Source organism: Bacillus sp. FSL R5-0439, from assembly GCF_038008805.1.
In the GTDB taxonomy this organism is placed as follows: Bacteria; Bacillota; Bacilli; order Bacillales; family Bacillaceae; genus Bacillus; species Bacillus safensis.
Genome location: NZ_JBBOZW010000001.1, coordinates 1,355,216 through 1,375,369, shown reverse-complemented (window position 1 = coordinate 1,375,369; position 20,154 = coordinate 1,355,216). Strand labels below are relative to the sequence as shown.

At 40.3% G+C, this 20,154-nt stretch carries 25 protein-coding genes; 6 read left to right on the top strand and 19 right to left on the bottom strand.

The window, feature by feature from the left end; genetic code table 11:
• Positions 1-8 precede the first annotated feature (8 nt).
• Both NST59_RS06945 and NST59_RS06940 read right to left on the bottom strand, forming a co-directional pair.
• Positions 9-1,025, bottom strand: coding sequence for a thiazole biosynthesis adenylyltransferase ThiF (locus NST59_RS06945; RefSeq protein WP_126681760.1), 1,017 nt, complete (start codon positions 1,023-1,025; stop codon positions 9-11).
• A 31-nt stretch (positions 1,026-1,056) separates the two neighbouring features.
• Positions 1,057-1,638: a molybdenum cofactor guanylyltransferase gene (locus NST59_RS06940; RefSeq protein WP_126681759.1), complete on the bottom strand. Its 582-nt coding sequence runs from the start codon at positions 1,636-1,638 to the stop codon at positions 1,057-1,059.
• 84 nt (positions 1,639-1,722) lie between these two features.
• Here NST59_RS06940 and NST59_RS06935 point away from each other — a divergent pair, with 84 nt between their 5' ends.
• Positions 1,723-2,637: a sigmaE regulated sporulation protein gene (locus NST59_RS06935; protein ID WP_260775893.1), complete on the top strand. Its 915-nt coding sequence runs from the start codon at positions 1,723-1,725 to the stop codon at positions 2,635-2,637.
• A 47-nt stretch (positions 2,638-2,684) separates the two neighbouring features.
• Here the strand turns inward: NST59_RS06935 and rok are convergent, their stop codons facing one another.
• The 3 genes from rok to ahpA all read right to left on the bottom strand — a co-directional run bounded on the left by rok (position 2,685) and on the right by ahpA (position 4,811).
• Complete coding sequence (gene rok, locus NST59_RS06930; protein ID WP_024426871.1) at positions 2,685-3,257, bottom strand: transcriptional regulator Rok; 573 nt, start codon at positions 3,255-3,257, stop codon at positions 2,685-2,687.
• 470 nt (positions 3,258-3,727) lie between these two features.
• Positions 3,728-4,186: a TlpA family protein disulfide reductase gene (locus NST59_RS06925; protein ID WP_024424727.1), complete on the bottom strand. Its 459-nt coding sequence runs from the start codon at positions 4,184-4,186 to the stop codon at positions 3,728-3,730.
• Between the two features lie 82 nt (positions 4,187-4,268).
• Positions 4,269-4,811 (bottom strand): biofilm-specific peroxidase AhpA, encoded by a 543-nt coding sequence (gene ahpA, locus NST59_RS06920; protein ID WP_003211758.1) that lies wholly within the window; start codon positions 4,809-4,811, stop codon positions 4,269-4,271.
• Between the two features lie 271 nt (positions 4,812-5,082).
• Between ahpA and NST59_RS06915 the strand changes: the two genes are divergently transcribed.
• Positions 5,083-5,892: a mechanosensitive ion channel family protein gene (locus tag NST59_RS06915; protein ID WP_268456187.1), complete on the top strand. Its 810-nt coding sequence runs from the start codon at positions 5,083-5,085 to the stop codon at positions 5,890-5,892.
• 22 nt (positions 5,893-5,914) lie between these two features.
• Here the strand turns inward: NST59_RS06915 and NST59_RS06910 are convergent, their stop codons facing one another.
• The 14 genes from NST59_RS06910 to fadH form a co-directional block, all read right to left on the bottom strand.
• Positions 5,915-6,157 (bottom strand): YkuS family protein, encoded by a 243-nt coding sequence (locus tag NST59_RS06910; protein ID WP_024424725.1) that lies wholly within the window; start codon positions 6,155-6,157, stop codon positions 5,915-5,917.
• Positions 6,158-6,207: 50 nt separating this feature from the next.
• Complete coding sequence (locus tag NST59_RS06905) at positions 6,208-7,386, bottom strand: N-acetyldiaminopimelate deacetylase (protein ID WP_144490623.1); 1,179 nt, start codon at positions 7,384-7,386, stop codon at positions 6,208-6,210.
• 33 nt (positions 7,387-7,419) lie between these two features.
• On the bottom strand, positions 7,420-8,130 hold the full coding sequence (gene dapD / locus NST59_RS06900; RefSeq protein ID WP_060699234.1) for a 2,3,4,5-tetrahydropyridine-2,6-dicarboxylate N-acetyltransferase: 711 nt from the start codon (positions 8,128-8,130) through the stop codon (positions 7,420-7,422).
• Between the two features lie 109 nt (positions 8,131-8,239).
• Entirely contained in the window at positions 8,240-8,698 is a 459-nt protein-coding gene (locus tag NST59_RS06895; protein ID WP_039178158.1) for a flavodoxin, read from the bottom strand.
• A gap of 16 nt (positions 8,699-8,714) precedes the next feature.
• Positions 8,715-9,608 (bottom strand): WD40/YVTN/BNR-like repeat-containing protein, encoded by an 894-nt coding sequence (locus tag NST59_RS06890; RefSeq protein ID WP_034281596.1) that lies wholly within the window; start codon positions 9,606-9,608, stop codon positions 8,715-8,717.
• Positions 9,598-10,074 (bottom strand): flavodoxin, encoded by a 477-nt coding sequence (locus tag NST59_RS06885; protein WP_039178153.1) that lies wholly within the window; start codon positions 10,072-10,074, stop codon positions 9,598-9,600. The genes NST59_RS06890 and NST59_RS06885 overlap by 11 nt, the downstream gene beginning before the upstream one ends.
• Positions 10,075-10,196: 122 nt before the next feature.
• Positions 10,197-11,078, bottom strand: coding sequence for a LysR family transcriptional regulator (locus NST59_RS06880; protein WP_024424721.1), 882 nt, complete (start codon positions 11,076-11,078; stop codon positions 10,197-10,199).
• 97 nt (positions 11,079-11,175) lie between these two features.
• Positions 11,176-11,619, bottom strand: a complete 444-nt coding sequence (gene cbpB / locus NST59_RS06875) for a cyclic-di-AMP-binding protein CbpB (RefSeq protein ID WP_327841965.1) — start codon at positions 11,617-11,619, stop codon at positions 11,176-11,178.
• Positions 11,620-11,765: 146 nt separating this feature from the next.
• Positions 11,766-11,957 carry an antirepressor AbbA gene (gene abbA / locus NST59_RS06870; protein WP_003210802.1) on the bottom strand — a complete coding sequence of 64 codons (192 nt, stop codon included), beginning with the start codon at positions 11,955-11,957 and terminating at the stop codon, positions 11,766-11,768.
• 149 nt (positions 11,958-12,106) lie between these two features.
• Entirely contained in the window at positions 12,107-12,622 is a 516-nt protein-coding gene (locus NST59_RS06865) for a ribonuclease H-like YkuK family protein (protein ID WP_039178147.1), read from the bottom strand.
• A gap of 146 nt (positions 12,623-12,768) precedes the next feature.
• Positions 12,769-13,011: a YkuJ family protein gene (locus NST59_RS06860; RefSeq protein ID WP_003212254.1), complete on the bottom strand. Its 243-nt coding sequence runs from the start codon at positions 13,009-13,011 to the stop codon at positions 12,769-12,771.
• A 184-nt stretch (positions 13,012-13,195) separates the two neighbouring features.
• Positions 13,196-14,092 carry a manganese catalase family protein gene (locus NST59_RS06855; protein WP_024424718.1) on the bottom strand — a complete coding sequence of 299 codons (897 nt, stop codon included), beginning with the start codon at positions 14,090-14,092 and terminating at the stop codon, positions 13,196-13,198.
• 423 nt (positions 14,093-14,515) lie between these two features.
• The gene (locus NST59_RS06850; protein WP_024426863.1) at positions 14,516-15,736 is read right to left on the bottom strand and encodes an EAL domain-containing protein; all 1,221 of its coding nucleotides are present in this window, start codon (positions 15,734-15,736) and stop codon (positions 14,516-14,518) included.
• Between the two features lie 64 nt (positions 15,737-15,800).
• A complete protein-coding gene (gene fadH / locus NST59_RS06845; protein WP_039178144.1) occupies positions 15,801-16,565 on the bottom strand; it encodes a 2,4-dienoyl-CoA reductase in 765 nt (254 codons plus the stop codon).
• A gap of 138 nt (positions 16,566-16,703) precedes the next feature.
• On the opposite strand from fadH, the gene NST59_RS06840 reads away from it, so the two are divergent.
• The 4 genes from NST59_RS06840 (at position 16,704) to NST59_RS06825 (ending at position 19,978) form a co-directional block, all read left to right on the top strand.
• Positions 16,704-17,561, top strand: a complete 858-nt coding sequence (locus NST59_RS06840; protein WP_047203677.1) for a metallophosphoesterase — start codon at positions 16,704-16,706, stop codon at positions 17,559-17,561.
• 156 nt (positions 17,562-17,717) lie between these two features.
• Positions 17,718-18,215 (top strand): L,D-transpeptidase family protein, encoded by a 498-nt coding sequence (locus NST59_RS06835; protein WP_058837781.1) that lies wholly within the window; start codon positions 17,718-17,720, stop codon positions 18,213-18,215.
• A 73-nt stretch (positions 18,216-18,288) separates the two neighbouring features.
• Entirely contained in the window at positions 18,289-19,566 is a 1,278-nt protein-coding gene (locus tag NST59_RS06830) for an MFS transporter (RefSeq protein WP_039178137.1), read from the top strand.
• 196 nt (positions 19,567-19,762) lie between these two features.
• Positions 19,763-19,978, top strand: coding sequence for a hypothetical protein (locus tag NST59_RS06825; protein ID WP_039178134.1), 216 nt, complete (start codon positions 19,763-19,765; stop codon positions 19,976-19,978).
• Positions 19,979-20,154: the final 176 nt, after the last annotated feature.

The window sequence follows — 20,154 nt, the reverse complement described above, 5'->3', positions numbered from 1 at the left end:
CTTCACTCCTATATCCCTAGCAGTCTTGCTAGTAATGAATTGGCTTCTTTTTCATCATTTGTTCCATGGATTAATGCACGTCCTCCTTTGAAACAGACCATCCGGTAATTTTCGTAGCGTACATGGATTAAGAAGTCGTTTACTTCCACCTCACAAATAGATGAGAGCCGCTCTTTCATATGCTGAAATGAGAGTTTTGCTAAATCTTTTGAAACAATTTGAACGGTGTCACGTCCGCAAAGGACCGTCGATTTTTTACGCTGATCATGTAAATAAGGATAGGTTCTTGCAATGCCGCAAGTTGGACAGTTCTTCTCTTTAGTGCGAGATAAATCCATTTTAAATGATGTGGACTGCCAAAGATCAAACGTGACAAATTTCCGCTCGATTTGATCTTCATGCCCTGTTAAATATTTTAGTGCCTCTGTTTGCTGATAAGCAGAAACCATTTGAACAGCAGGTGAAATAATCCCCGCTGTATCACACGTCAAGCCGCCAACAGGCATTGCCGTGAACACACATGATAAACATGGCGTTTTATCCGGTAATATGGTCATATACATCCCCTGACTGCTCACACAAGCACCATATATCCACGGCGTCTTCGTTTCTAGTGATAAGTCATTCATCACCATTCTTGTCTCAAAATTATCTGTTGCATCAATGACGATATCTGCTCTCTGGAATAACGGCCTTAACAGCTCCGCCCCTGCATCTTCAATCAGAGCGTGTATGGTCACTTCATGATTGATCTGCTCGAGACGTTTTTTTGCCGCAGCTGCTTTTGGTACATGTGCCTTTGCATCATGTTCCGTGTAGAGCTGCTGCCGCTGTAAATTTGAAAATTCCACATAATCACGATCGACAATCGTAAGCGTACCGATGCCAGACCGGACAAGCCCTTCCGCAGAAGCGGTACCAAGTGCACCGGCTCCAACGATCAGAACATGACTTTCAGCCAGCGCATGCTGCCCTTTTTCCCCAACCGGAGGGAACAAGATTTGTCTTGAATATCGGTCATTCAATGCTGTTCTCTCCTCACCGTTTTTTTATGTATCATATCATACCGTTTTCAGGTAAATCGCTTCTTTTATTGATATTACGAAATTCGTTTGATGTCACGTTCAGTTCTTCCTCTGAAACGATGCGCACCTGAAGCTTTTGAAGCAAAGCTTTAATGGCTAATTGATTCTCTTTTAAACACGCGCGAATAAACGGCAGAGAGCGGCGGTGATAAAGTGCAAATAAAGGCTGTAATCTGCCCTGAACAAGCGGGATGATGGCATCTGCGTGCTCACTGCAATAGGACGATAATACTTCCGCCGTTTTTTTCCGTATGAAAGGCATGTCACATGCCGTCACTAAATACCATTCTGCTTCTTGCTTTTGCATCGCTGTATATATGCCGGCAAGCGGTCCGCATCCGCGCACCTCTTCATCATCTAAACACACACTTTGTTCCCCTCTTGCTTTGAAAAAAGGAAGAAGCGATGGATGGCTGATGATGACAGTCTGCCCGTCTAAAAGCTGCTCTTTCACATGCTCATATAATGGTTTCCCTTGATACATATGACTTGCCTTTGGCTCTCCAAAACGTCTGGAAGCTCCTCCAGCTAAAATCACATTCACTACGTGCATCCTCTCATCCCCCTTTGATATGGTTGTTCTAATCGCACTCCTTTCGCATACTTTATTGGTAACATGAATAAGGAGGGTCTATCGATGAACAGGCGCCATGCTTCTCCCCTATTCCATGATCTATCTCAAGAAAATTTATACTTAAAAGCTGAAACTGCCAAATATCAACAAATGATCTCTGATTTACAGTCCTCATATACGTATTCTAAAAATAAGAAGCTAACTCAAGAATATCATGAGATGAAAAAGGATTACACACAATTAAAACAACAACTGGATGAAATAACCAATGATCAACATGATGCTGCCTCAAAAATACAGGATCTCTCCTACAGCAAAACAGAATTGTTACATAAAATGGTCCTTCTCCATGAGATGCTGCAAAAGGAAACCTATCATAGAAGAAAAGAAACCGAAGAAAAACACAGGCTGCATTTGAAAGTTGTCAAATATAAGGAAATCTCGCAACAATTAAATGAACGGATAGAAGATCAAGATAAACGACTTGCAAAAGAGGAGAAAAAAGGAAATACTTTATCCGCAGTGATTGAAAAGCTGCAGCAAAATTTGGGCGATAAAAACGCAGAGCTCCATGTATTACAGGAAGGCGTCAGACACCTTCAAGAGCGTTTTCATGAAACGCAGGAGAAATTACTGCAAATTGAAAAAGCAAAAGAAGCGATTTTTTATGAAACGCTCACGAGCTATCAAAAACAGTTAGCAGAAAGCGAGGAATGGATCGCATCTCATTTTGCTGATATTGACCAGTCAGCACAAACAAATTCACAGCCATTCTCACGAGACATCCTGCAAACGACAGAAGAAATCGAACCGATTTTGAAGAAACTCAACGAACAAGTTCAAACACTTCAGGAACAAGTCGATGCTGTGCAGCGTAATGGAGAAGTCATGACAGTCAAAATCGACGGCTTTAAAAAACAGCGTGATCACCTGCCTAAGGAACGCAAAATTGTCTATACAGTTGATCAAAAGAAGTAATTCTCGAATAAAAAAACTGCTGGCTTGACGCCCAGCAGTTTTTTTATTTATTCGTCTTCTGTTTGAATGTCGCCTTCTAAAATATACTGTCCGCGATAAGGCTTCTTCACTTCAGGATACATTTTAATTAAGCTTTGCATAAACGTTGTCATATTTGGGATTTCAAGACCGCTCTCTTTTTCGATCTCTTTTTGAAGCTCTGAGCTTTTAATCGCTGCATTATGACGTTTTAACGTTTTAATCGCAGCTTCACGAAGCTTCGCTGCCTTTGAGCCAGGACGAGCTGTGCCTCTTCTGCGTCTTGTCGATCCTTCAGGAATACCTACAGGTGCACCGTTTAGCTGTCCTGTTCCTAAAGATGATGATTGTGGTTGTGCCGGCTGCTGGTAGCTTCTCATTTCTTGCGCAGCAAGCTCAGCTAATACAGGCAGTGAATCTGTCTTTCTTTCTGTACGTACTTCTTTTTTTGTATCTGACACTAGACCTGTTCCTTGACGGTCTAATTCTCTTAATTTTGCATAAATCGCATCGCGCTCAATTTGATATTCACGGATGACCTTTACTTCTGCCTCGTTTAATTGTTCCAATCGTAAACGTAACGCTTCCCTCTCATTAAACAATGGATTTCCCCCTCATCATATAAAAAATATTCTATAGTAAATATTAGATTAGAAAACTAATTTTATCAACTATTTTTTTATCATTTTACAGTTTGCTAACAGATAGGTATTTTCAACTAAAATTTTGCCAAGGAGGAAAAATCGGCACTCATTTCATTGCCACTATAGGCTTTTGACAAACCTTAAAATATTGTAAAAAAATTGAATAAACGCTTATACTACTTGATTTACATAGTTATTTACCTAACTGAAATTTCTTTTGTGCAAAAACGTTCTGAATAGTAAAAAGTTAAAATCTTTACAATTTCATTTCAAAACAAAAATGTAAATAGGTCGTTATACCTTTTTGTTTCAGGGATATTTTTTAATAAACTCCCTCATTTTCTCTTTTCTTAGGAATAATAAACTCGTCCAGTGCAATACGCCGCCTGTTTTTGCCCATGAAAAAACCCCCATTTATGGGGGAAAGCCTATTCTGCAGCCTTTTCAGACTCAGAAAGCACTCGATTGACACGTTTTTCAAGCATTTTCATTCCGCTTCCGCCGGCTTGGAAGTGACGCAAAGCACCTGTTTTATCAAATACATAATATGCAGGTACATATTCGTTTTCAAAGGCTTCTGTTAGGTGATGATCACTGTCCACAAAGATTGGCTGCGTAATTTCATGCTCTTTCGCAACTTCTTTGATTTTTTCTAGATCTAGGTCATCTTCTGAACGAGGCATATGAACTGCTACAACGTTTAGTTGATCCTTGTACTCATCACGGAATTGATTGACTTGAGGCATTGCCTCTTTACAAAGATGACAGCTGACTGACCAGAAATGAATCAATGTTGGTTTGTCACCAATCAAATCTTCTTTTGTTACTTCTCCATTTAACCACTCTTTTGCACCAGTTAGTTCTGGCATTGGTTGACGTAATTTCATTATGAAGCGCCTCCATCCATTGTATGTGTCGAAACAAAAAGGTCTAACATCAGTTAGACCCTCCTGTTTCTTCAGTTATCAATTAAAGTGTTTTTTGACCAGGTTTCCAGTTCGCTGGGCAAAGTCCACCAGTTTGTAATGCTTGAAGAACACGTAATGTCTCATCTACATCACGACCGATATTGTTGTGGAATACTGTTTGGTATTGAAGTTCGCCTTCTGGGTTAATGATGAATAAACCGCGAAGAGCAATTCCTTCTTCTTCAATTAAAACGCCGTATTCTCTAGACACTGTGTGGTTAGTATCAGCAGCTAACGGGTATTTTAATTCACCTAGACCATTGTCTTTACGGTCTGTATTGATCCAAGCAAGATGCGTGTGGATTGTATCAGTAGATACACCGATGATTTCTGCATCTAAATCTTCGAACTCGTCATAACGATCGCTCATTGCTGTAATTTCAGTTGGGCAAACAAATGTGAAATCCATTGGATAGAAGAAAAGAACTGTCCATTTGTCATTCTTCATGTTTTCCTCTAAACTTACTTTACCAAATTCCTTGTTAGCAAGTACTGCTTCCATTTCAAAACGTGGAGCTTGTTTTCCTACAAAACGCTCTGCCATATGTAAATCCCTCCAAAAAATAATATCTTTATACAGTCTTCTTAGCTGTATATAAAATGAGAATCAAAACTTAAAATTCTCATTTAGTTAATAACTTCACAATTACAATTATAATACTTATGCGATTTTTAGTCAATATTAATTAATAATAAATTTAATTAACGATTTGTCACAATTCCTGCTTCACCTATCAAAAGTTTAACATGACTTGCATAAGGGAACAAATGATTAGCTTCTCTTTTAGAGCATACATAGAAAGGTTTTGAAGATCATGAGAGCATTTCAACAAGTAGATTGGGTTTCCATTATCCTCAATATCAGTATGATTTTGCTAAAACTAGTCGCCATTTTTGCCATTTACTTTATCATCAGAGCCATAGGAAACAAGATGATTAAGCGAGCCTATTCCACATTCGCTGAAAAGCATGAAGTCTCTTTATCAAGAGCACAGACGCTTCAAAGTCTGACGTTAAATATTTTCGCCTACTTATTGATTTTTATTCTAGTTGTGATGATCCTCGACTTATTTCATTATAACCCGACTGCTTTGCTGGCAGGTGCAGGCGTTGTAGGACTTGCGATCGGTTTTGGCGCTCAAGGGTTAGTGAGTGATATTGTGACCGGATTCTTTATACTATTGGAAAAACAATTTGATGTAGGAGAATATATAACGGTCGCCGGCTTTGATGGGATTGTTGAACAAATTGGACTAAGAACCACACAGCTTCGAAGCTTTGACGGCACCCTTCATTTTATTCCTAATCGCAGCATACTGAATGTGAGCAATCATTCAAGAGGGACGATGCAGGCACTCGTTGATATTGAGCTGTCTCCGGATGAAAATGTGGATCAGATGATCACAGCCCTTCAAGCTGCCTGTGATGAGGTGCGGGAGGAAACTCCTCAAATTATCGAAGGTCCTCAAGTTGTCGGCGTGGAGGCGTTCGGTTCTTCCTCTCTTGTGCTGCGCATCATAGCGAAAACCGAAACAATGGAGCAATGGCGGGTAGAACGAATCTTGCGCAAAAAAATGAAAGAAGTACTCGATATAGAAAAAGAGCAAAAAGAACCGGGATCATAATCTACCGGTTCTTTTTCTTGTTTTATTGAACACGCTGTTCTACTTCTTGGCAAATTTCATCAGCCGTCATACCTGATGCTGTAATAACAGATGCCTTTGTTGTTGTGTCTGAAATGCCAAGAACATTTGAATCTAATCCTGTGACGACATAACAGTCACACTGATCCATTTGCTGTTCATTTTGAATACGTACGACATCATACCCTTTTTGCTTCAATAGTTCTTCTACATCGGATAAAGATTGTTCTACACCAATTCTTGTCATAATCAAGAACACCTCCTGTTCATAAGGTGTACAGGAGGCAGCTCGATTATTCATTCACCAGCTTGCTTTTTAAAATAAGCCGTCATGACATTCACAGCTGTTTCAATCGCGTTTTCATCCGGCTGGAGCTTTGCATGATGCAGGCCGTATTCTGAATCGACCCCTAACCAAAACATGAAGCCGGGATATTTTTTCAGCATGTAGCCAAAATCTTCTCCTGTCATGGCTTCCCTGCATTCAATCACATTCGCAAGCCCTTCTTCGGCTACATATGACATAAATTCCTCTGTCAAATCCTTTGAATTGTCCACTTCGTAATAAGACGAAGGATAACGAACAGTTGCTTTGCATTCGTAGCCAATTTCAATTCCTTTTGCCAATGCTTCAATTCGCTTTCTTACCTTGTCCATAGACTCTGGCGAAAGTGTGCGAATGGTACCGTCAAGCTTTGCATGCTGCGCAATAATATTTTGAGCCGTTCCGCCGGTAATCGTGCCCACTGTAATGACCGCACTATCAAGGGGATCAACATTACGCGAAATCACCGATTGCAGCTGACCTACAAGAGCACTTGCAGCAACAACCATATCATTTGCTAAATGAGGATATGCAGCGTGTCCGCCTTTTCCTTCAAGCTCAATCACAAGCTCACTCGTATTGGCAAATAACAAACCCGGCTTTGTAGCAATTGTTCCAACAGGATATTCAGGTGCGATATGCAGCGCTGTAATAAAGTCTGGTGTCCATTTTTTGAGAACATCACTTGCAAGCATTGGTTCGGCACCGCCTGGACCTTCTTCTGCCGGCTGGAAGATAAATAACACGTCTTCTTTAATCGGTTCATGAACGAAATGATCGATGATACCAAGTGCAATGGTCATATGAAGGTCATGTCCACATGCATGCATCTTCCCTTCATGCACAGATTCAAATGGATACCCTGTTTCCTCGGGTATAGACAGGCCGTCCATATCTGCACGATAAGCAAATACGCGCGTTGGATTTGTCCCTTTCACTTTTACAAAAAGCCCAGTTCGCCATGTTTCAATCTCAACTCGATCTTTTGAATAGGTGTCCAAATGCTGAATAAGATACGCTTGTGTTTTAAATTCTTGGAAACCAAGCTCAGGGATTTGGTGTAAATCTCTTCGAATGGATATTAATTGCTCACGATTTAACAAGTGAACTCGCTTCCTTTCTTCTATACGAATAAGACGTGGATATCTCATCCACGTCTTTGTCTTCAGCTGCGAATTATATGATTAAAGCTGACGCAGTTCTTGTTTGATTTCAGTCTTACCTTTTGTTTTTTCATCGATGTCTTTGATTTTCTTAGCAGGTGTACCTGCTACAACTGTGTAAGGCTCTACATCGTTCACAACGATTGCACCAGCAGCTACTACTGCACCTTTACCAATTGTCACGCCTTCTAGAACAACAGCGTTCGCACCGATGACAACGTCATCTTCTACCACAACTGGTTTAGCAGACGGCGGCTCAATAACACCTGCAAGAACAGATCCAGCACCGATATGACAGTTCTTACCTACTGTCGCACGGCCGCCAAGCACCACGTTCATGTCAATCATCGTACCTTCGCCGATCACAGAACCGATATTAATAGAAGCACCCATCATAATGACTGCATTATCACCGATTTCAACTTGGTCACGGATGATTGCCCCTGGCTCAATACGGGCTTTAATGTTTTTCAAATCTAACATCGGAATTGCAGAGTTGCGGCGGTCATTTTCCACGACAACATCTTCAATTTTGTCTTTGTTTGATGCTAGCACATCTTGAATTTCACTCCACTCACCGAAAACAACTCCAGTGTTTCCTGTGATGAATGTTTTTGCATGTTCACCAAACTCAATACCTTCTAAGTCACCTTTAATATAGACTTTGACAGGTGTTGATTTTGTACTATTTTGAATAAATGAAATAATTTCATTAGCGTCCATTTGTTTCATGTATGTATGTCCTCCTCTTAATTTATACTTCATTACTGTACCAAAGGAGTGTTTTAATGACAAGTGAAAGAGTCATCTCCTCAATGGAAAATAAAACAAGCGGGACCGATTATCCCGCTTCTTGCTGGTGAAGCTGAACAAATTGTTTACCAAAAGAAATTAATTCGTCTTCTTCCTCTCCTTCTGGATTCAGCTCAATTTTAACTGATGGGAGGACAATGTCACCGCCAAGCTCCTTCACTTTTTCTTCGATTAGGTCAACAGCTCCGCAAAAATGTTCGTAAGATGTATCGCCAGAACCGAATACTGCAAATGCTTTTCCCGTTAAATCAAGCTCTTCCATTTCTTCATATAAATCAATAAAATCATCCGGAAGATCGCCATCTCCCCATGTATACGCACCTAACATAATGTGCGAGTAATCATTAAGCAGCTCGGCATCAATATCCATCGCTTCATGCCGGTCCACGCTGGCTCCTGCTTCCGTTATACCTTTTTCAATTAAATCTGCCATCGCTTCTGTATTTCCAGACATCGTGGCATACACCAATAAAACCTTTTCTGTCACTTTTTCTTCCTCCTTATCAATGAATCAACGCTGGCTCCTCATACGGCCTGACAAACTTACTTTCATATAAACCCGCACAGAAAAAGTTTTCGTTTTGATTGGCTACACGAAAACCGTGTCCTTTGATCGTATCAAACCATTTGAGCTCTTTTTGCTCAATATCAAGCTGATACACTTTAGAAAATCCGTGTTCGTCTTGTGAGGTGGTCACATACACAATGCCATTATCCTCTGATACATCCAAAAATGATTCTTCTCTAGCAAAGGCCTGTGATTGAATATCATGCAGAATATTTGTATGTAAATCTAAAATTTGAACAGATCCTTTTTTGCCTTTTTTTGAACCTAATGCACAAACAAGAAGATGTTCATGACAGAGCAGCATAGAAGCTGTCATTCGGTGCTCCTCTCTGTTTAAAAGAAAAATCTGTTCACTCTGCAAGTCATACACCCATATTCCTCCGTGAACCTCATGAATCTGTGTTCCAATATAAAGGTGGTCACCTGCAGCACATAAAGAACGAATGACCGGCGGATGATTCACATGAGCAAATGGCTTCATAATTTCCCAGGAAATTCCGAAATCATTTGACACATAGATACTATGTTTTCCATGCGCACATACAAACCCATCTTTACGTCCTGTAATAGACCAGACGACTGCGTTTGTTGGAAATGAAGATAACGCCCATGTATTGCCTTCATCTCCTGATCTAATCACTGTGCCATTTTCACCAACACCGAATAAATAAGGGCCAATATAGCTGATCGCATGAATTTTATGCTTGAGCTTAAATAGCTGCTGCCATCCGCTCTCCACACTATAGTGAAAAATACCTTCACGTTTTACAGCAACAAAGTATCCACCACTTTTAGATGCTGCAACGGCTGTTGCTCCTTTATGAAACATGATTTTCAACTCGTTTCTCAGACAAAGCGGCCCACGTTAAAAAGCTCACAGCAAATTCCTGACAGCACGCCACATCTTCATCTGTATCCGGTGCAAGCTCCATTTTTAATGTTTCAGGAAAAACAGATGCACCCGTTGATTTCAGCATGTCATGGAATGTATGGACAGCCTCGCAAAACTTTGGATAGCTGTAATCACCCGATCCAAAGACAGCTGCTTTTATGTGACTAAGTTCAAGAGTAGAGACCTCTTCATAAAAATCCTCTGCTTCATATGGCAAATCTCCATCACCCCAAGTATAAGAACCAATGAATACGTAATCGTATGAGGAAAGGTCCTCTGCGTTCGTATCATCAAATTCCATCATCTCTGTATCTATGCCTTTTCCTTCAAGAGTTTGCTTTAAGATCGCTGCCATATCTTCCGTATTTCCAGACATACTCGCAAATGCAATTAGTGCTTTCATCTATCGGTCACCTCATCTAAATGATAATCATTTTCAATTATTATATGTACACTTTAAATGATAATGATTTTCATTGTCAAATGATTTCATAAAAAAAGCACCTCCCTATTCCAAGAAGGTACTTACACGGCATCATTTTCAAGCATTTCTTTAACCACACCAACAAATGCTTGTACCTGTTTTAACTGAAAAGACGCTTCATAGCCTAGCAGCCATGTGTCACGGCCGATTTGCTCTCCGTTCACATCAACAAGCGGTGTTTTATAAACACTTTTTTCGTGGTCATATAGAGTAACAGAAGGCAAAATGGCGTAGCCGATGCCGTGGTAGGCCATTTGTTTACATGTTTCAATTTGGTCTACTAAAATCGTCTGCTTTGGAGATACTTTAAATTTTTGATGCCACCAGTGCTGGATTTCCTGATAATACGTGCTGTCGCTTTTAAATTGGATAAATGGCCGCTCAGTCTTGATTAATTCATCTACGTCCTTGATCACGGAATCGACTAAGTATAAATGATCTGTCATCAAGTATTCCTTTGTCCCCTTCCAATCAGGGTTTCCGCGAATGATTCCTATGTGCACATGGTCTTCATACAAGCTTTTGAGCATTTCACTGCTCCAGCCGGTAACGAGTGACACCTTGGCATTTGGATATTTTTCGACATACCGTTTTAACACCTTTGGCAGCCAGTGCTGTCCAATAATCGACGCCACCGCAAGCTTGAGTGTACCGTGAATGTCACCCTCAAGTTCATCAATTCGTTCTCTCACTCGATCCTGTTCAACCGTTACTTCTTTTGCAAATTGGATAATCTGTTCACCTGCTGAAGTCACGGTCAGCCCCTTTTGTGAACGAAAAAAGATTTTCGTTCCCCATTCCTTTTCGATCGTCTGCAATCTTTGCGATAATGCAGGCTGAGAGACAAAGAGCCGTTCCGAAGCCTTCCTCATATTCAATTCTTCACTTAGCACAACAAGCATATGTAACTCCTGAAGCTGCATGGGCGTCCCCTTTCTCTCTATAAGTTTTTCTTATTTCATATGCTCATTATATAAATTTTAACTTATGAAGGCAAAAAAAAATAAGCTGGGCTGCAGCTCATTTTTTCACGGAATGAATGACCTCATTTAAGCGCTTTAATACAACTCGTCGAGTAAAAATGCCTTCAAAGACTTGCTCCTCATTTACTACACAAACAAATCCATTATTCGTCACAGCGTGAACGCCTTTTATTACAGGATCTGTCGTTTTGAGTCTCGGAATATCCTTCAGCATAACCTCTTCGACCTTCAACTGGTCGAGCTTCTCAAATTCGATTCGTTCTAAACCGAAGATTTTATCCATAATCATATTCGTTCCAATTAACCCGTGTAAATGATAAGAAGCGTCTAATACCGGAATGGCTGTATATCCTGTTTTGGTTAGGACCAATAGGGCATGCTCAAGGTTATTGCCAATTTGAACATGTGCGACTTTATCTGCATCAATCATATGCTCGGCTACTGTGGACTCAAGCAATTGAGTCGGCTCTATCTCTATCATGTTTCTTCGACCCCTTTTCTCTCAATCATCAATCATACATTCCCCATTACGATTAAGCATAAACTAAAACGAATTTTGTCGAAAGATTTTTTCTGCATAAAAAAGATACTCAGCCCCCGAGTATCTAATAGAATGTTAAACCAATATTAATTCTCAAACCTTACTCTGTCATACAATGTGATCAATTGCTTATACGTATTGTCGTCGACATTTTTTGTTCCACATTCTATATCATTGATCTCACTGCTTAGTAATTCGACAGCATATTCCTGATTCAGCAATACGTTTAATAATAGCTTTTTCTCTTCTTCATTAAAACGATTTTCGATGACGCTCATTCAACATCAGGCCCCCTGTTTCATATATGCTTTTATATTGATTAGCAGGCTTTTGAATGTCTGCTTCCTCTCTATACAGCTAGAATAAGGAACTAGAATCGAATCGTCAACCGCACGTTTCGACAAGGTTTGGAGAAAAATGACGGAATTTATTTTGTGTATCGATTGGCATAGCAAAATGCTGCATATGAGTCGGGTTTTATTTTTGCTTCAATTCCCATAGCTGTGATCATTCCGGTCATTTCCTGGATCAGCTCTTTTGTACTTCCTTTTTTGCCAATATCCAGATGGGCTTCAAAACGAAGGTCTGCCCCTTCCTCAGCAAACGGAAGAAGCAAATCCATCAGTTCTGTTAAAGGCCCCTCAAGGATGTCTGCACATACCTTTTGGCTAAACGCTGTCTCTAATGAAATTTTTTCTCTAAGACTTTGCACGGGTCTTTCAATCACTTGTTGTGTGAGGCAGCCCCAAGCTCCTTTGCCAATCCGGTGGAGATGAATTGCAGTCATAAATGTTGTGACATTTTGATTGACCTGAGAATCCGTACCAATTGATAACACATAGGCGGACCTAGGGTCTTTTCGAATAAAGTCTTTCATTCTCATGACGACATCAGAAAACGCTAAACGATCTTCAGAAAGATTGTAGAAAAAAGAATCACTCACAGAAAGGAACTCCTTTTTAATGGTCTCTTATCCGAAAAATGCGCTGATTGATCATCTTCCATTTGTACATATCATCTATGATGATCCATGTATGATGCCGCAATAAACGAAGGAATCCTCAGAAAAAACATTTCATACGATTCAGCTTAGGATTGTAGAAGCTCAAAAATCTCAATCGAAATCATATCAATGTTGTCAAATGGGAAAGTGTTTGGCTTATCCCCTTGTTGAAAAACAGTCAATTCAAACGTTTGATTCTTTTCGAAATACTTAACACTACAGATTTTCTCACCGTTCACTTCGAAATAACGCTGTGCCGGCTCGTTTGCAGCTTCTGCTGTCTCTTGAAGACTTTGCAGCCTTGTAATGATACCCATTAATTGTGACATTCTAAAAAAAGACTCCTTTCAAAAAAACAACTCAAGATGAACCCGTATTGATTATACACAAGTCCTACAAAGCATCATACCATAAAGTGTTCTCAGATGATATTTTTCCTCTTGAATTCAAAAAAAGAAAAAGAATCTGTTTTTTTAGTTTGAGTCTTTTTTCTAATCTCATGCACCATGATTTTTATAAACCAGCAGATCTCATCAGCCGTTTCGCAATTTCATCAAAATCCTCTTTTGAAATGCCTGGAGCAAACTCTTCCGGTAATTCTCTATAATCTGGCACAGGTGCACCTTGCGGGGTGCCTTCAATGACTGTGAGCGGTTTTCCATCAATCGGGTGGCTCCCTTTCCAAATTTTATTGATATCCTTGTAGTCCGTATCACTAAATGTATACAGCTTTGTATGAACATTCTGGTCTTCAAATTTTCTCGCTGAATCAAAGTATTTATTATCGAGATTTGGGATTGGGAGCATCTTCCCTACATCTACTCCTGTAGCGACTTCTAGTGCCTTTGCATATGCCACAATATGCACGCCGCCCCTGACAAGTAAATAACCGATCATCTCTCTTGCTGTAGGGTGGTCCGTCATTTCATATACACGCATTTTGTGCGTACGTGCTCCGCATTCAAGGAAGAAATTATGAAGGAGGTCAAGAATCAGGTTGCCGCTTGAGAACACATTCTCTCCTGTCCAAGGTTTTGCCATTGAATCAAACGGATAGCCTGTTTGGGCTGTTTGAATAAAATGCTGTGTATTTCGTTTATCGACAGCTGCCTTCATCGGCGTCGTATCTGGATCTCCTCCATGGGTAGTTCCTGTAATCATGAGATTGATGGCTGTGGTCACAAGCTCAACATGACCGAATTCTTCAGCTGTAATACTGGATACGAGGTCATAAAACGGTTTGAGTTTTCGTTTCCCTCTAAAGTTAAAGGATTGAAACATGTAATTATTTAATGTGGACATTTCACCGAATTTTCCGCCGAGTAATTCTTGCACAGCAGCGGCACCATTTGCATCTGGGTGATCTGGTCTTGGCAAATCAATGAGCAGCCGCGTGTCACGTTTGATCATGATGTTTCCCTCCTACTGTCTAACTATCATCACTTAAGATGTATGGAGGGTTTGGGCTGTCCTATGCATGAAGGGAAAGATTGAAGCACAAAAAAAACTTGGCGGGGGTAGCGCCAAGTTTTTTGGATCTTGATCTGATAGAGGGGTTGGGGAACAGAGAGTAGCTTCTCTCTATAACTAAATGATAATGATTATCAGTTTCATTGTCAACCATTTTTTATTTTCTTTTTTCTATCAAAAAAAGCAGCCTACGAGGCTGCTCAGATTGATGACAAAAAGCTGAAATTCCTTTTGTTTACATTTCAGTGTGATAGAAAACCTTTGAAGTCTAGGAAGGACGAGTACCGGAGCGAATTATACATTCGTGAGCACTGCCACGCAGGACTGACAAAGAATGCGAGGATTAGTCTTCACGCCGCGTCTTCAAATTAATCCATCTTGCTCATATAAATAGGCATATGGAAGGTCTATAAACAAATACATATCTCCCTCTAAAGGATAAGAAAACGTACGTATCCTCTCACCTGTTTCTAAATCACTATAAATATCGCTGAAAAATCCTTTTCCGCTAATTCTCATTTGAAGAATATTTGCTAGGAAATAAGGACGCCAGCTCCAGTTTTTTTCTATATACTCCGGCTGAAACAACCATTCTTCTTCTTTTTTGAACACATTTCCAGTGATTTGAAAGCCTTCTTCATTACACATATAAATCCGAAAGCTGCAATCTGTTAGTTCAAGTGCCAGTTTTTGAATGAGCTCATCATTTGTGCTGCACGATTTCTTTAAAGTCGTAACAGCTTGATGAATTCGTTTATAAAATGTTTCAGAATGTTCGTAGACAGCTTGCAGCTTCTTTTTCTCATGGGCAATAAATTGCTGGAATTCTTCTCTAAGCTGATCTTTTCGGTGGCTTCGATCGATTAATTCTCCTGCAGGCTCATGAAGATAGAACCCTTGAAAATATCTCCCGCCATTTCTCCAAGCATACTGTAGCTGGAAATTTGCTTCAATGTCCTCATAAATTAAAGCAGCTCCTATTTTTCTTGCAAGCAATGAAATGCTGTACAAGACATATTCATAGGAAGGAGATGGAGCCGATGCCTTTAATGCCTGTAAATCTATTTTTAATAAATCAGGTGAAAGCAAGGCAATCCGGTCCAGATTACTGCTTTCTTTTCCTATATTTGAGACAGCGATTTTAATCCCATATGTACGATAATACGTTAACGTATGGTATAGCTGTTCAATGTCGCCGCTAAACGTATGCTCTGCAAACTCAATAACAAACCGGTTAAGCTGAATGCCCCTTGCTTCATATTCCTTTAAGAGTTCTAAAAAGCTTTCCCCGTGATCCAGCATGAGGATATTGGCATCATGATTAATAAAAATGAGCAAATCGTCATCTGCTGTTGTGAAGAGATCAAGTGCTTGAGTCAGTACTTTGTGATCTACTTCCAATTTATATTCGTCAGGAATAGATGAATCCGTAAAGAAGGAGCCTAGGCTGACCGTTTCTGACTCAAGCTTCATTCTTCCTAGAATCTCATAGCCTATCACTTTTTGCTCTTCCGCACTGAATATTGCTTGATAGTGCGGGAAAACATCTTCAATATTCGTTAAAATATCCAATGGATCGACCATTTTCATCACCTGCTTCTCTCTTTGTGTGATTATACCACATCAAAAGCAGGTCTTACATCGTCAATCAAAATGGTGATTGGTTGAGCCATTGTCCCCCATCCATCGTAATACAATCTCCATTTATATAAGACGCATGCTCCGATAATAAAAAGCTCGCAAGCGCTGCAATTTCCTCTGGTGTGCCCAGTCTGCCAAGAGGAACGCTATCTAATGTTCTTTGCGCTGCTTCTTCTGATTCCCATAGTTTATCTGCTCCGCCTGTTCTCTCGATTGGGCCTGGTGCGATGGCATTGACGCGAATTCGATATTGCCTCCCCCATTCAACAGCAAGCGTTCGAGTCAGGGACAACACGCCGGCCTTTGCTGCCGCCGAATGCGCCACGCCTACACCAGCACCCCATGCATAGGTAGCCACCATGTTAAGGATACTTCCCCTTTTCTTTTGCCGAATCCAGTAATTGCCCACTGCATGGCTGCAAAAGAATGTACCATTTAACACAATATCAATCACAGCTTTCCAGCCGTTAGGAGACAGCTTTTCTGCTGGCACTAAAAAATTTCCTGCTGCGTTGTTAATGAGGGCATCGACATCACCAAATGTATCCACCGCAAACTTGACCATTTGGTCAGCATCCTCTGGGTTTCGCACATCCATTTGGAAGTAAGCGACTGCTCCGCCCTTCTGCTTCATTTCTTTTGCCGTCTTTTCCAGCGTCTCTTCCGTTCTACCAGTAATCACAACATTCCAGCCTTCAGCTGCCAAATGGGCAGCCATTGCCTTCCCCATACCGCTTGATCCCCCTGTCACAATCACTGTTTGCTTCGTCATTTGTTCTCCCCCTTTGTATGATTTGAATGACTATTCATTCATTATTGTCTATCATATCATGATTGACCCTCGGTGCACCATATGGGAGATTATCCAAATATGATGCTATACTTAATTTTATTTATAAAGGAGTCTTATATGAAGCAGCTTTCCCGCAGACAATTTTTAAAAGGAGCAGCTGGTGCGAGTATTCTCGGGTTTTTGGCTACAAGTTGTGGATATGGATATGCCAGGTACATTGAGCCGCGCATGATCGATACGGTGTCACTGACGATTCAAGATGCTCAGCTTCCAGCTTCATTTGACCAGTTTAAAATAGCTCAATTTAGTGACGTTCATTTGAGTGATACATTTCCTGCGAAGGACCTAGAAGCCATCGTTCAGAAAATCAATGCTGCATCTCCAGATCTCATTGTGTTCACAGGTGATCTCGTTGATTTTCAAGCATCCACCCAAGAGCATGAAAAAGCGAAGACTTATTTGAATAAGCTTCATGCTCCGTTCGGTAAACTCGCCATCTACGGAAATCATGACTACGGACCATTTGGCGTGGAGCTTTATGAGAAAACAATGGAGGCTTGTGGATTTACATTATGTAAAAATGATGTGTTTCTATTAGAAAAAGATCATGCACATATTCAGATTGCTGCACTGGATGATCTTATGATGAGCGTGCCTGATTACGATTTGATCAAACGGGAAGTATCATCTGATTTATTTACGTTGCTGCTCGTCCATGAGCCTGATGCAGCATTAGAGCTGAAAACAACACCTATTAACTTGCAGCTTTCCGGGCATACGCATGGCGGTCAAGTGCAGCTGCCTTTCTATGGACCGATTCTCACAGCACCTTACGGCCGTAAATATGTAGAAGGTTTATACGAAAGCGATCAGCAACGCATCTATGTCAACCGTGGACTTGGGACAACACGGCTCCCGCTTCGGTTTTTAGCCAAGCCAGAGTTAACCTTTTTTACCTTTACATCTCGTGTATAAATAGAAGCCAAACCGCCCTCTCCTGCATATGTATAATCAAAGTTCTTTCTCATGACAAATGTTAGGAGAAACCTTACTGGGCCTGATTCCGTCCATATAGTATGTCAAGTGACGGCATCATGGCTTCTTTTATTTGAGTAAAAGGAGTGTACTTTGGTGCTGCGATATACGGTGAAAAGAGGAGAAACTCTTGCTTCTATAGCGCTTGATTTTCGAACAACAACAGATGCCTTAAAGGCTGCAAATCCGTCACTTCAAGCTCGCGAGCCCGAACAAAATGAGGTCATCATCATACCTGGTTTGCCAGATCCTAATGCGATCCCATACCGCATCTTTGTTTCGATTTCAACGAAACGCCTCGTTTTGTTTTCTGGATCACAACTTATTCGTTCGTATCCGATTGCAACAGGGAAAATTTTAAATATGACACCGACAGGTTCTTATTATATTGTCAACAGACAGCCAAACCCAGGAGGTCCCTTTGGCGCTTATTGGCTGAGCCTCTCAAAAATTCATTACGGCATTCACGGTACGAATAACCCGTCTTCAATTGGTAAAGCTGTTTCTAGAGGATGCATTCGCATGTATAATCAGAATGTCATCGAGCTTGCTTCACTCGTTCCAAACGGAACACCTGTGACCATTAGCCAGTAGATGAAATCAATTGTACGAATGGTTAAAATTTTATATGATATAAAGTGGGATCTTCAGGTTAAGGAGCGTATTTATGGATATTTTTAAAAACAGAAATTTTGTTCGTCTCTTTTTTGCGGCACTTGCTTCGCAAATGGGGACAACAGTAGGCAATATGGCGTTTGCCTTTTATTTGCTCGACCATTTTAGTCATCAGCCCGCATACGCCACATTGGCTGAACTTATGTATTCTCTTCCTACCGTCTTTGTCTTTTTTATGGTCGGTGTGGTCGCAGACCGTTTTGATCGTAAAAAAGTCGCAGAGAATTGTGATTGGATACGAGCTGGGCTGACGATTGTATTATTCATCGTTATTTATTTTAATTCACTGCCACTTATTTTCTTGATCTTGTTTATTCGAAGTGCTATTACGAAGTTCTTCTATCCAGCTGAAGCTTCTCTCGTTCAGGCGATTTTAAATAAAGATCAATATGCAAAAGCCGCTGGCTTAAATCAAATGCTGTTTAGTTTATTTATGGTATTTGGCGTTGGGCTCGGTGCCATTATGTATAAGACGATTGGACTTCACGGTGCCATTACAATTGATTTGGTCAGCTTTATTATTTCAGGCATCCTGATTCGTTCATGTAACATTCCAATTGAAGCGCGTCAGCCAAATGGACAAGCTGGCTGGAGAGGCATGACCATCAAAACGTCTCTGAAAGATTTTAAAGAAGGCATCCTATATATTTTAAAAAATAAATTATTGGCTTCTTTAATTTTTGGCTTTTTTGTTTTCGGTCTAGTCAATGGCGCATTTGCCGTTCTTCCGATGTTTACAATGAAATATGGACTTTCACCAGACCATTTTGAACTGCATACATCCTTCTTTACCATTGCGATCGGTGCAGGCTTGCTCGTTGGAAGCTTAATGGGCTCTGTCCTCGCTAAAAAGGTAAAGATGCAATATCTCATGTCGATTCCAATTTTGGTCGCAGGTATTTTGATTTTTGTCCTTGGTTCTACCCATACATTATGGTTGTTTTACGTCACGTCATTTGTCATTGGTACATGCATTGGCCCAGTCAACATTGTCATTGGCGGCTGGCTGCCTAGAATCGTCCATCCTCGACTGATGGGCCGTGTGTCAGGATGGGTTGACCCGCTCACTATGTTTGCTCAATCGATGACATTAGGTCTGATTGCTGTATTATTTCCAAAACTCATCACAAATGTTTCTTATATTTATTACGGAATGGGCTTTATTATTTTACTTGTCTTCCTTTTTTACTTCATTACACTGCCAAAGTTTAGCAGAGAAGCTGACGACTTAGACGTGCAGCGTGAACTAAAAGGGCAGGGAGTTCAATAAGTAAATAACAAAAAGGACTTTCTTTTTCAGGAAAGTCCTTTTTTCATGGATGAAACGTCCTTCATGCATTTCCTCTGTTGAGAGAATCTGCTTGAAGGCTTGCTTTATTGATCCATTTTTTCTTGTTTTTCACAATTAAATTCCTTTACATCTTTAAACGTTTTATAGTAGGATAGTCAGGTTGGAGGTGAAAGAAATGCTAAAAAGTTACTATTTTATTCATACTAAAAATGAACAGGGACAGTTTGTTGTACATACAGAAGATTGTGCATTTTTAGGCGATGCTGCAAGCCGTACGTTGATTGGCCTGCACATGAATGGTGAAAGCGCCATGGATGAAGCCAAACAAATGACGAATGAAACTGACTTTAATGGTTGTTTTTATTGCGCTTATTCTATTCATACAAAATAATTTATCCTGTATGCATCACATATACGCGCATATGGTGGACTGCATATATAAAAAAATATTATTTGAGAAACTACCCATTTTGATAAATAGGTAGTTATCACGAACTAATAGTTCACTTTGTTTATATTTCATACAGTCAATTCTTCTTATCATTCCTTCTATTGTTCATCACCCAT

What these genes read in the sequence shown, in the direction of transcription:
- NST59_RS06940 (WP_126681759.1), bottom strand. Translation starts at nt 1,638, where the DNA reads ATGCACGTAGTGAATGTGATTTTAGCTGGAGGAGCTTCCAGACGTTTT.
- NST59_RS06935 (WP_260775893.1), top strand. Translation starts at nt 1,723, where the DNA reads ATGAACAGGCGCCATGCTTCTCCCCTATTCCATGATCTATCTCAAGAA.
- NST59_RS06925 (WP_024424727.1), bottom strand. Translation starts at nt 4,186, where the DNA reads ATGAAATTACGTCAACCAATGCCAGAACTAACTGGTGCAAAAGAGTGG.
- ahpA (WP_003211758.1), bottom strand. Translation starts at nt 4,811, where the DNA reads ATGGCAGAGCGTTTTGTAGGAAAACAAGCTCCACGTTTTGAAATGGAA.
- NST59_RS06915 (WP_268456187.1), top strand. Translation starts at nt 5,083, where the DNA reads ATGAGAGCATTTCAACAAGTAGATTGGGTTTCCATTATCCTCAATATC.
- NST59_RS06910 (WP_024424725.1), bottom strand. Translation starts at nt 6,157, where the DNA reads ATGACAAGAATTGGTGTAGAACAATCTTTATCCGATGTAGAAGAACTA.
- NST59_RS06905 (WP_144490623.1), bottom strand. Translation starts at nt 7,386, where the DNA reads ATGAGATATCCACGTCTTATTCGTATAGAAGAAAGGAAGCGAGTTCAC.
- dapD (WP_060699234.1), bottom strand. Translation starts at nt 8,130, where the DNA reads ATGAAACAAATGGACGCTAATGAAATTATTTCATTTATTCAAAATAGT.
- NST59_RS06890 (WP_034281596.1), bottom strand. Translation starts at nt 9,608, where the DNA reads ATGTTTCATAAAGGAGCAACAGCCGTTGCAGCATCTAAAAGTGGTGGA.
- NST59_RS06885 (WP_039178153.1), bottom strand. Translation starts at nt 10,074, where the DNA reads ATGAAAGCACTAATTGCATTTGCGAGTATGTCTGGAAATACGGAAGAT.
- NST59_RS06880 (WP_024424721.1), bottom strand. Translation starts at nt 11,078, where the DNA reads ATGCAGCTTCAGGAGTTACATATGCTTGTTGTGCTAAGTGAAGAATTG.
- cbpB (WP_327841965.1), bottom strand. Translation starts at nt 11,619, where the DNA reads ATGATAGAGATAGAGCCGACTCAATTGCTTGAGTCCACAGTAGCCGAG.
- abbA (WP_003210802.1), bottom strand. Translation starts at nt 11,957, where the DNA reads ATGAGCGTCATCGAAAATCGTTTTAATGAAGAAGAGAAAAAGCTATTA.
- NST59_RS06860 (WP_003212254.1), bottom strand. Translation starts at nt 13,011, where the DNA reads ATGTCACAATTAATGGGTATCATTACAAGGCTGCAAAGTCTTCAAGAG.
- NST59_RS06855 (WP_024424718.1), bottom strand. Translation starts at nt 14,092, where the DNA reads ATGATCAAACGTGACACGCGGCTGCTCATTGATTTGCCAAGACCAGAT.
- NST59_RS06850 (WP_024426863.1), bottom strand. Translation starts at nt 15,736, where the DNA reads ATGGTCGATCCATTGGATATTTTAACGAATATTGAAGATGTTTTCCCG.
- fadH (WP_039178144.1), bottom strand. Translation starts at nt 16,565, where the DNA reads ATGACGAAGCAAACAGTGATTGTGACAGGGGGATCAAGCGGTATGGGG.
- NST59_RS06840 (WP_047203677.1), top strand. Translation starts at nt 16,704, where the DNA reads ATGAAGCAGCTTTCCCGCAGACAATTTTTAAAAGGAGCAGCTGGTGCG.
- NST59_RS06830 (WP_039178137.1), top strand. Translation starts at nt 18,289, where the DNA reads ATGGATATTTTTAAAAACAGAAATTTTGTTCGTCTCTTTTTTGCGGCA.
- NST59_RS06825 (WP_039178134.1), top strand. Translation starts at nt 19,763, where the DNA reads ATGCTAAAAAGTTACTATTTTATTCATACTAAAAATGAACAGGGACAG.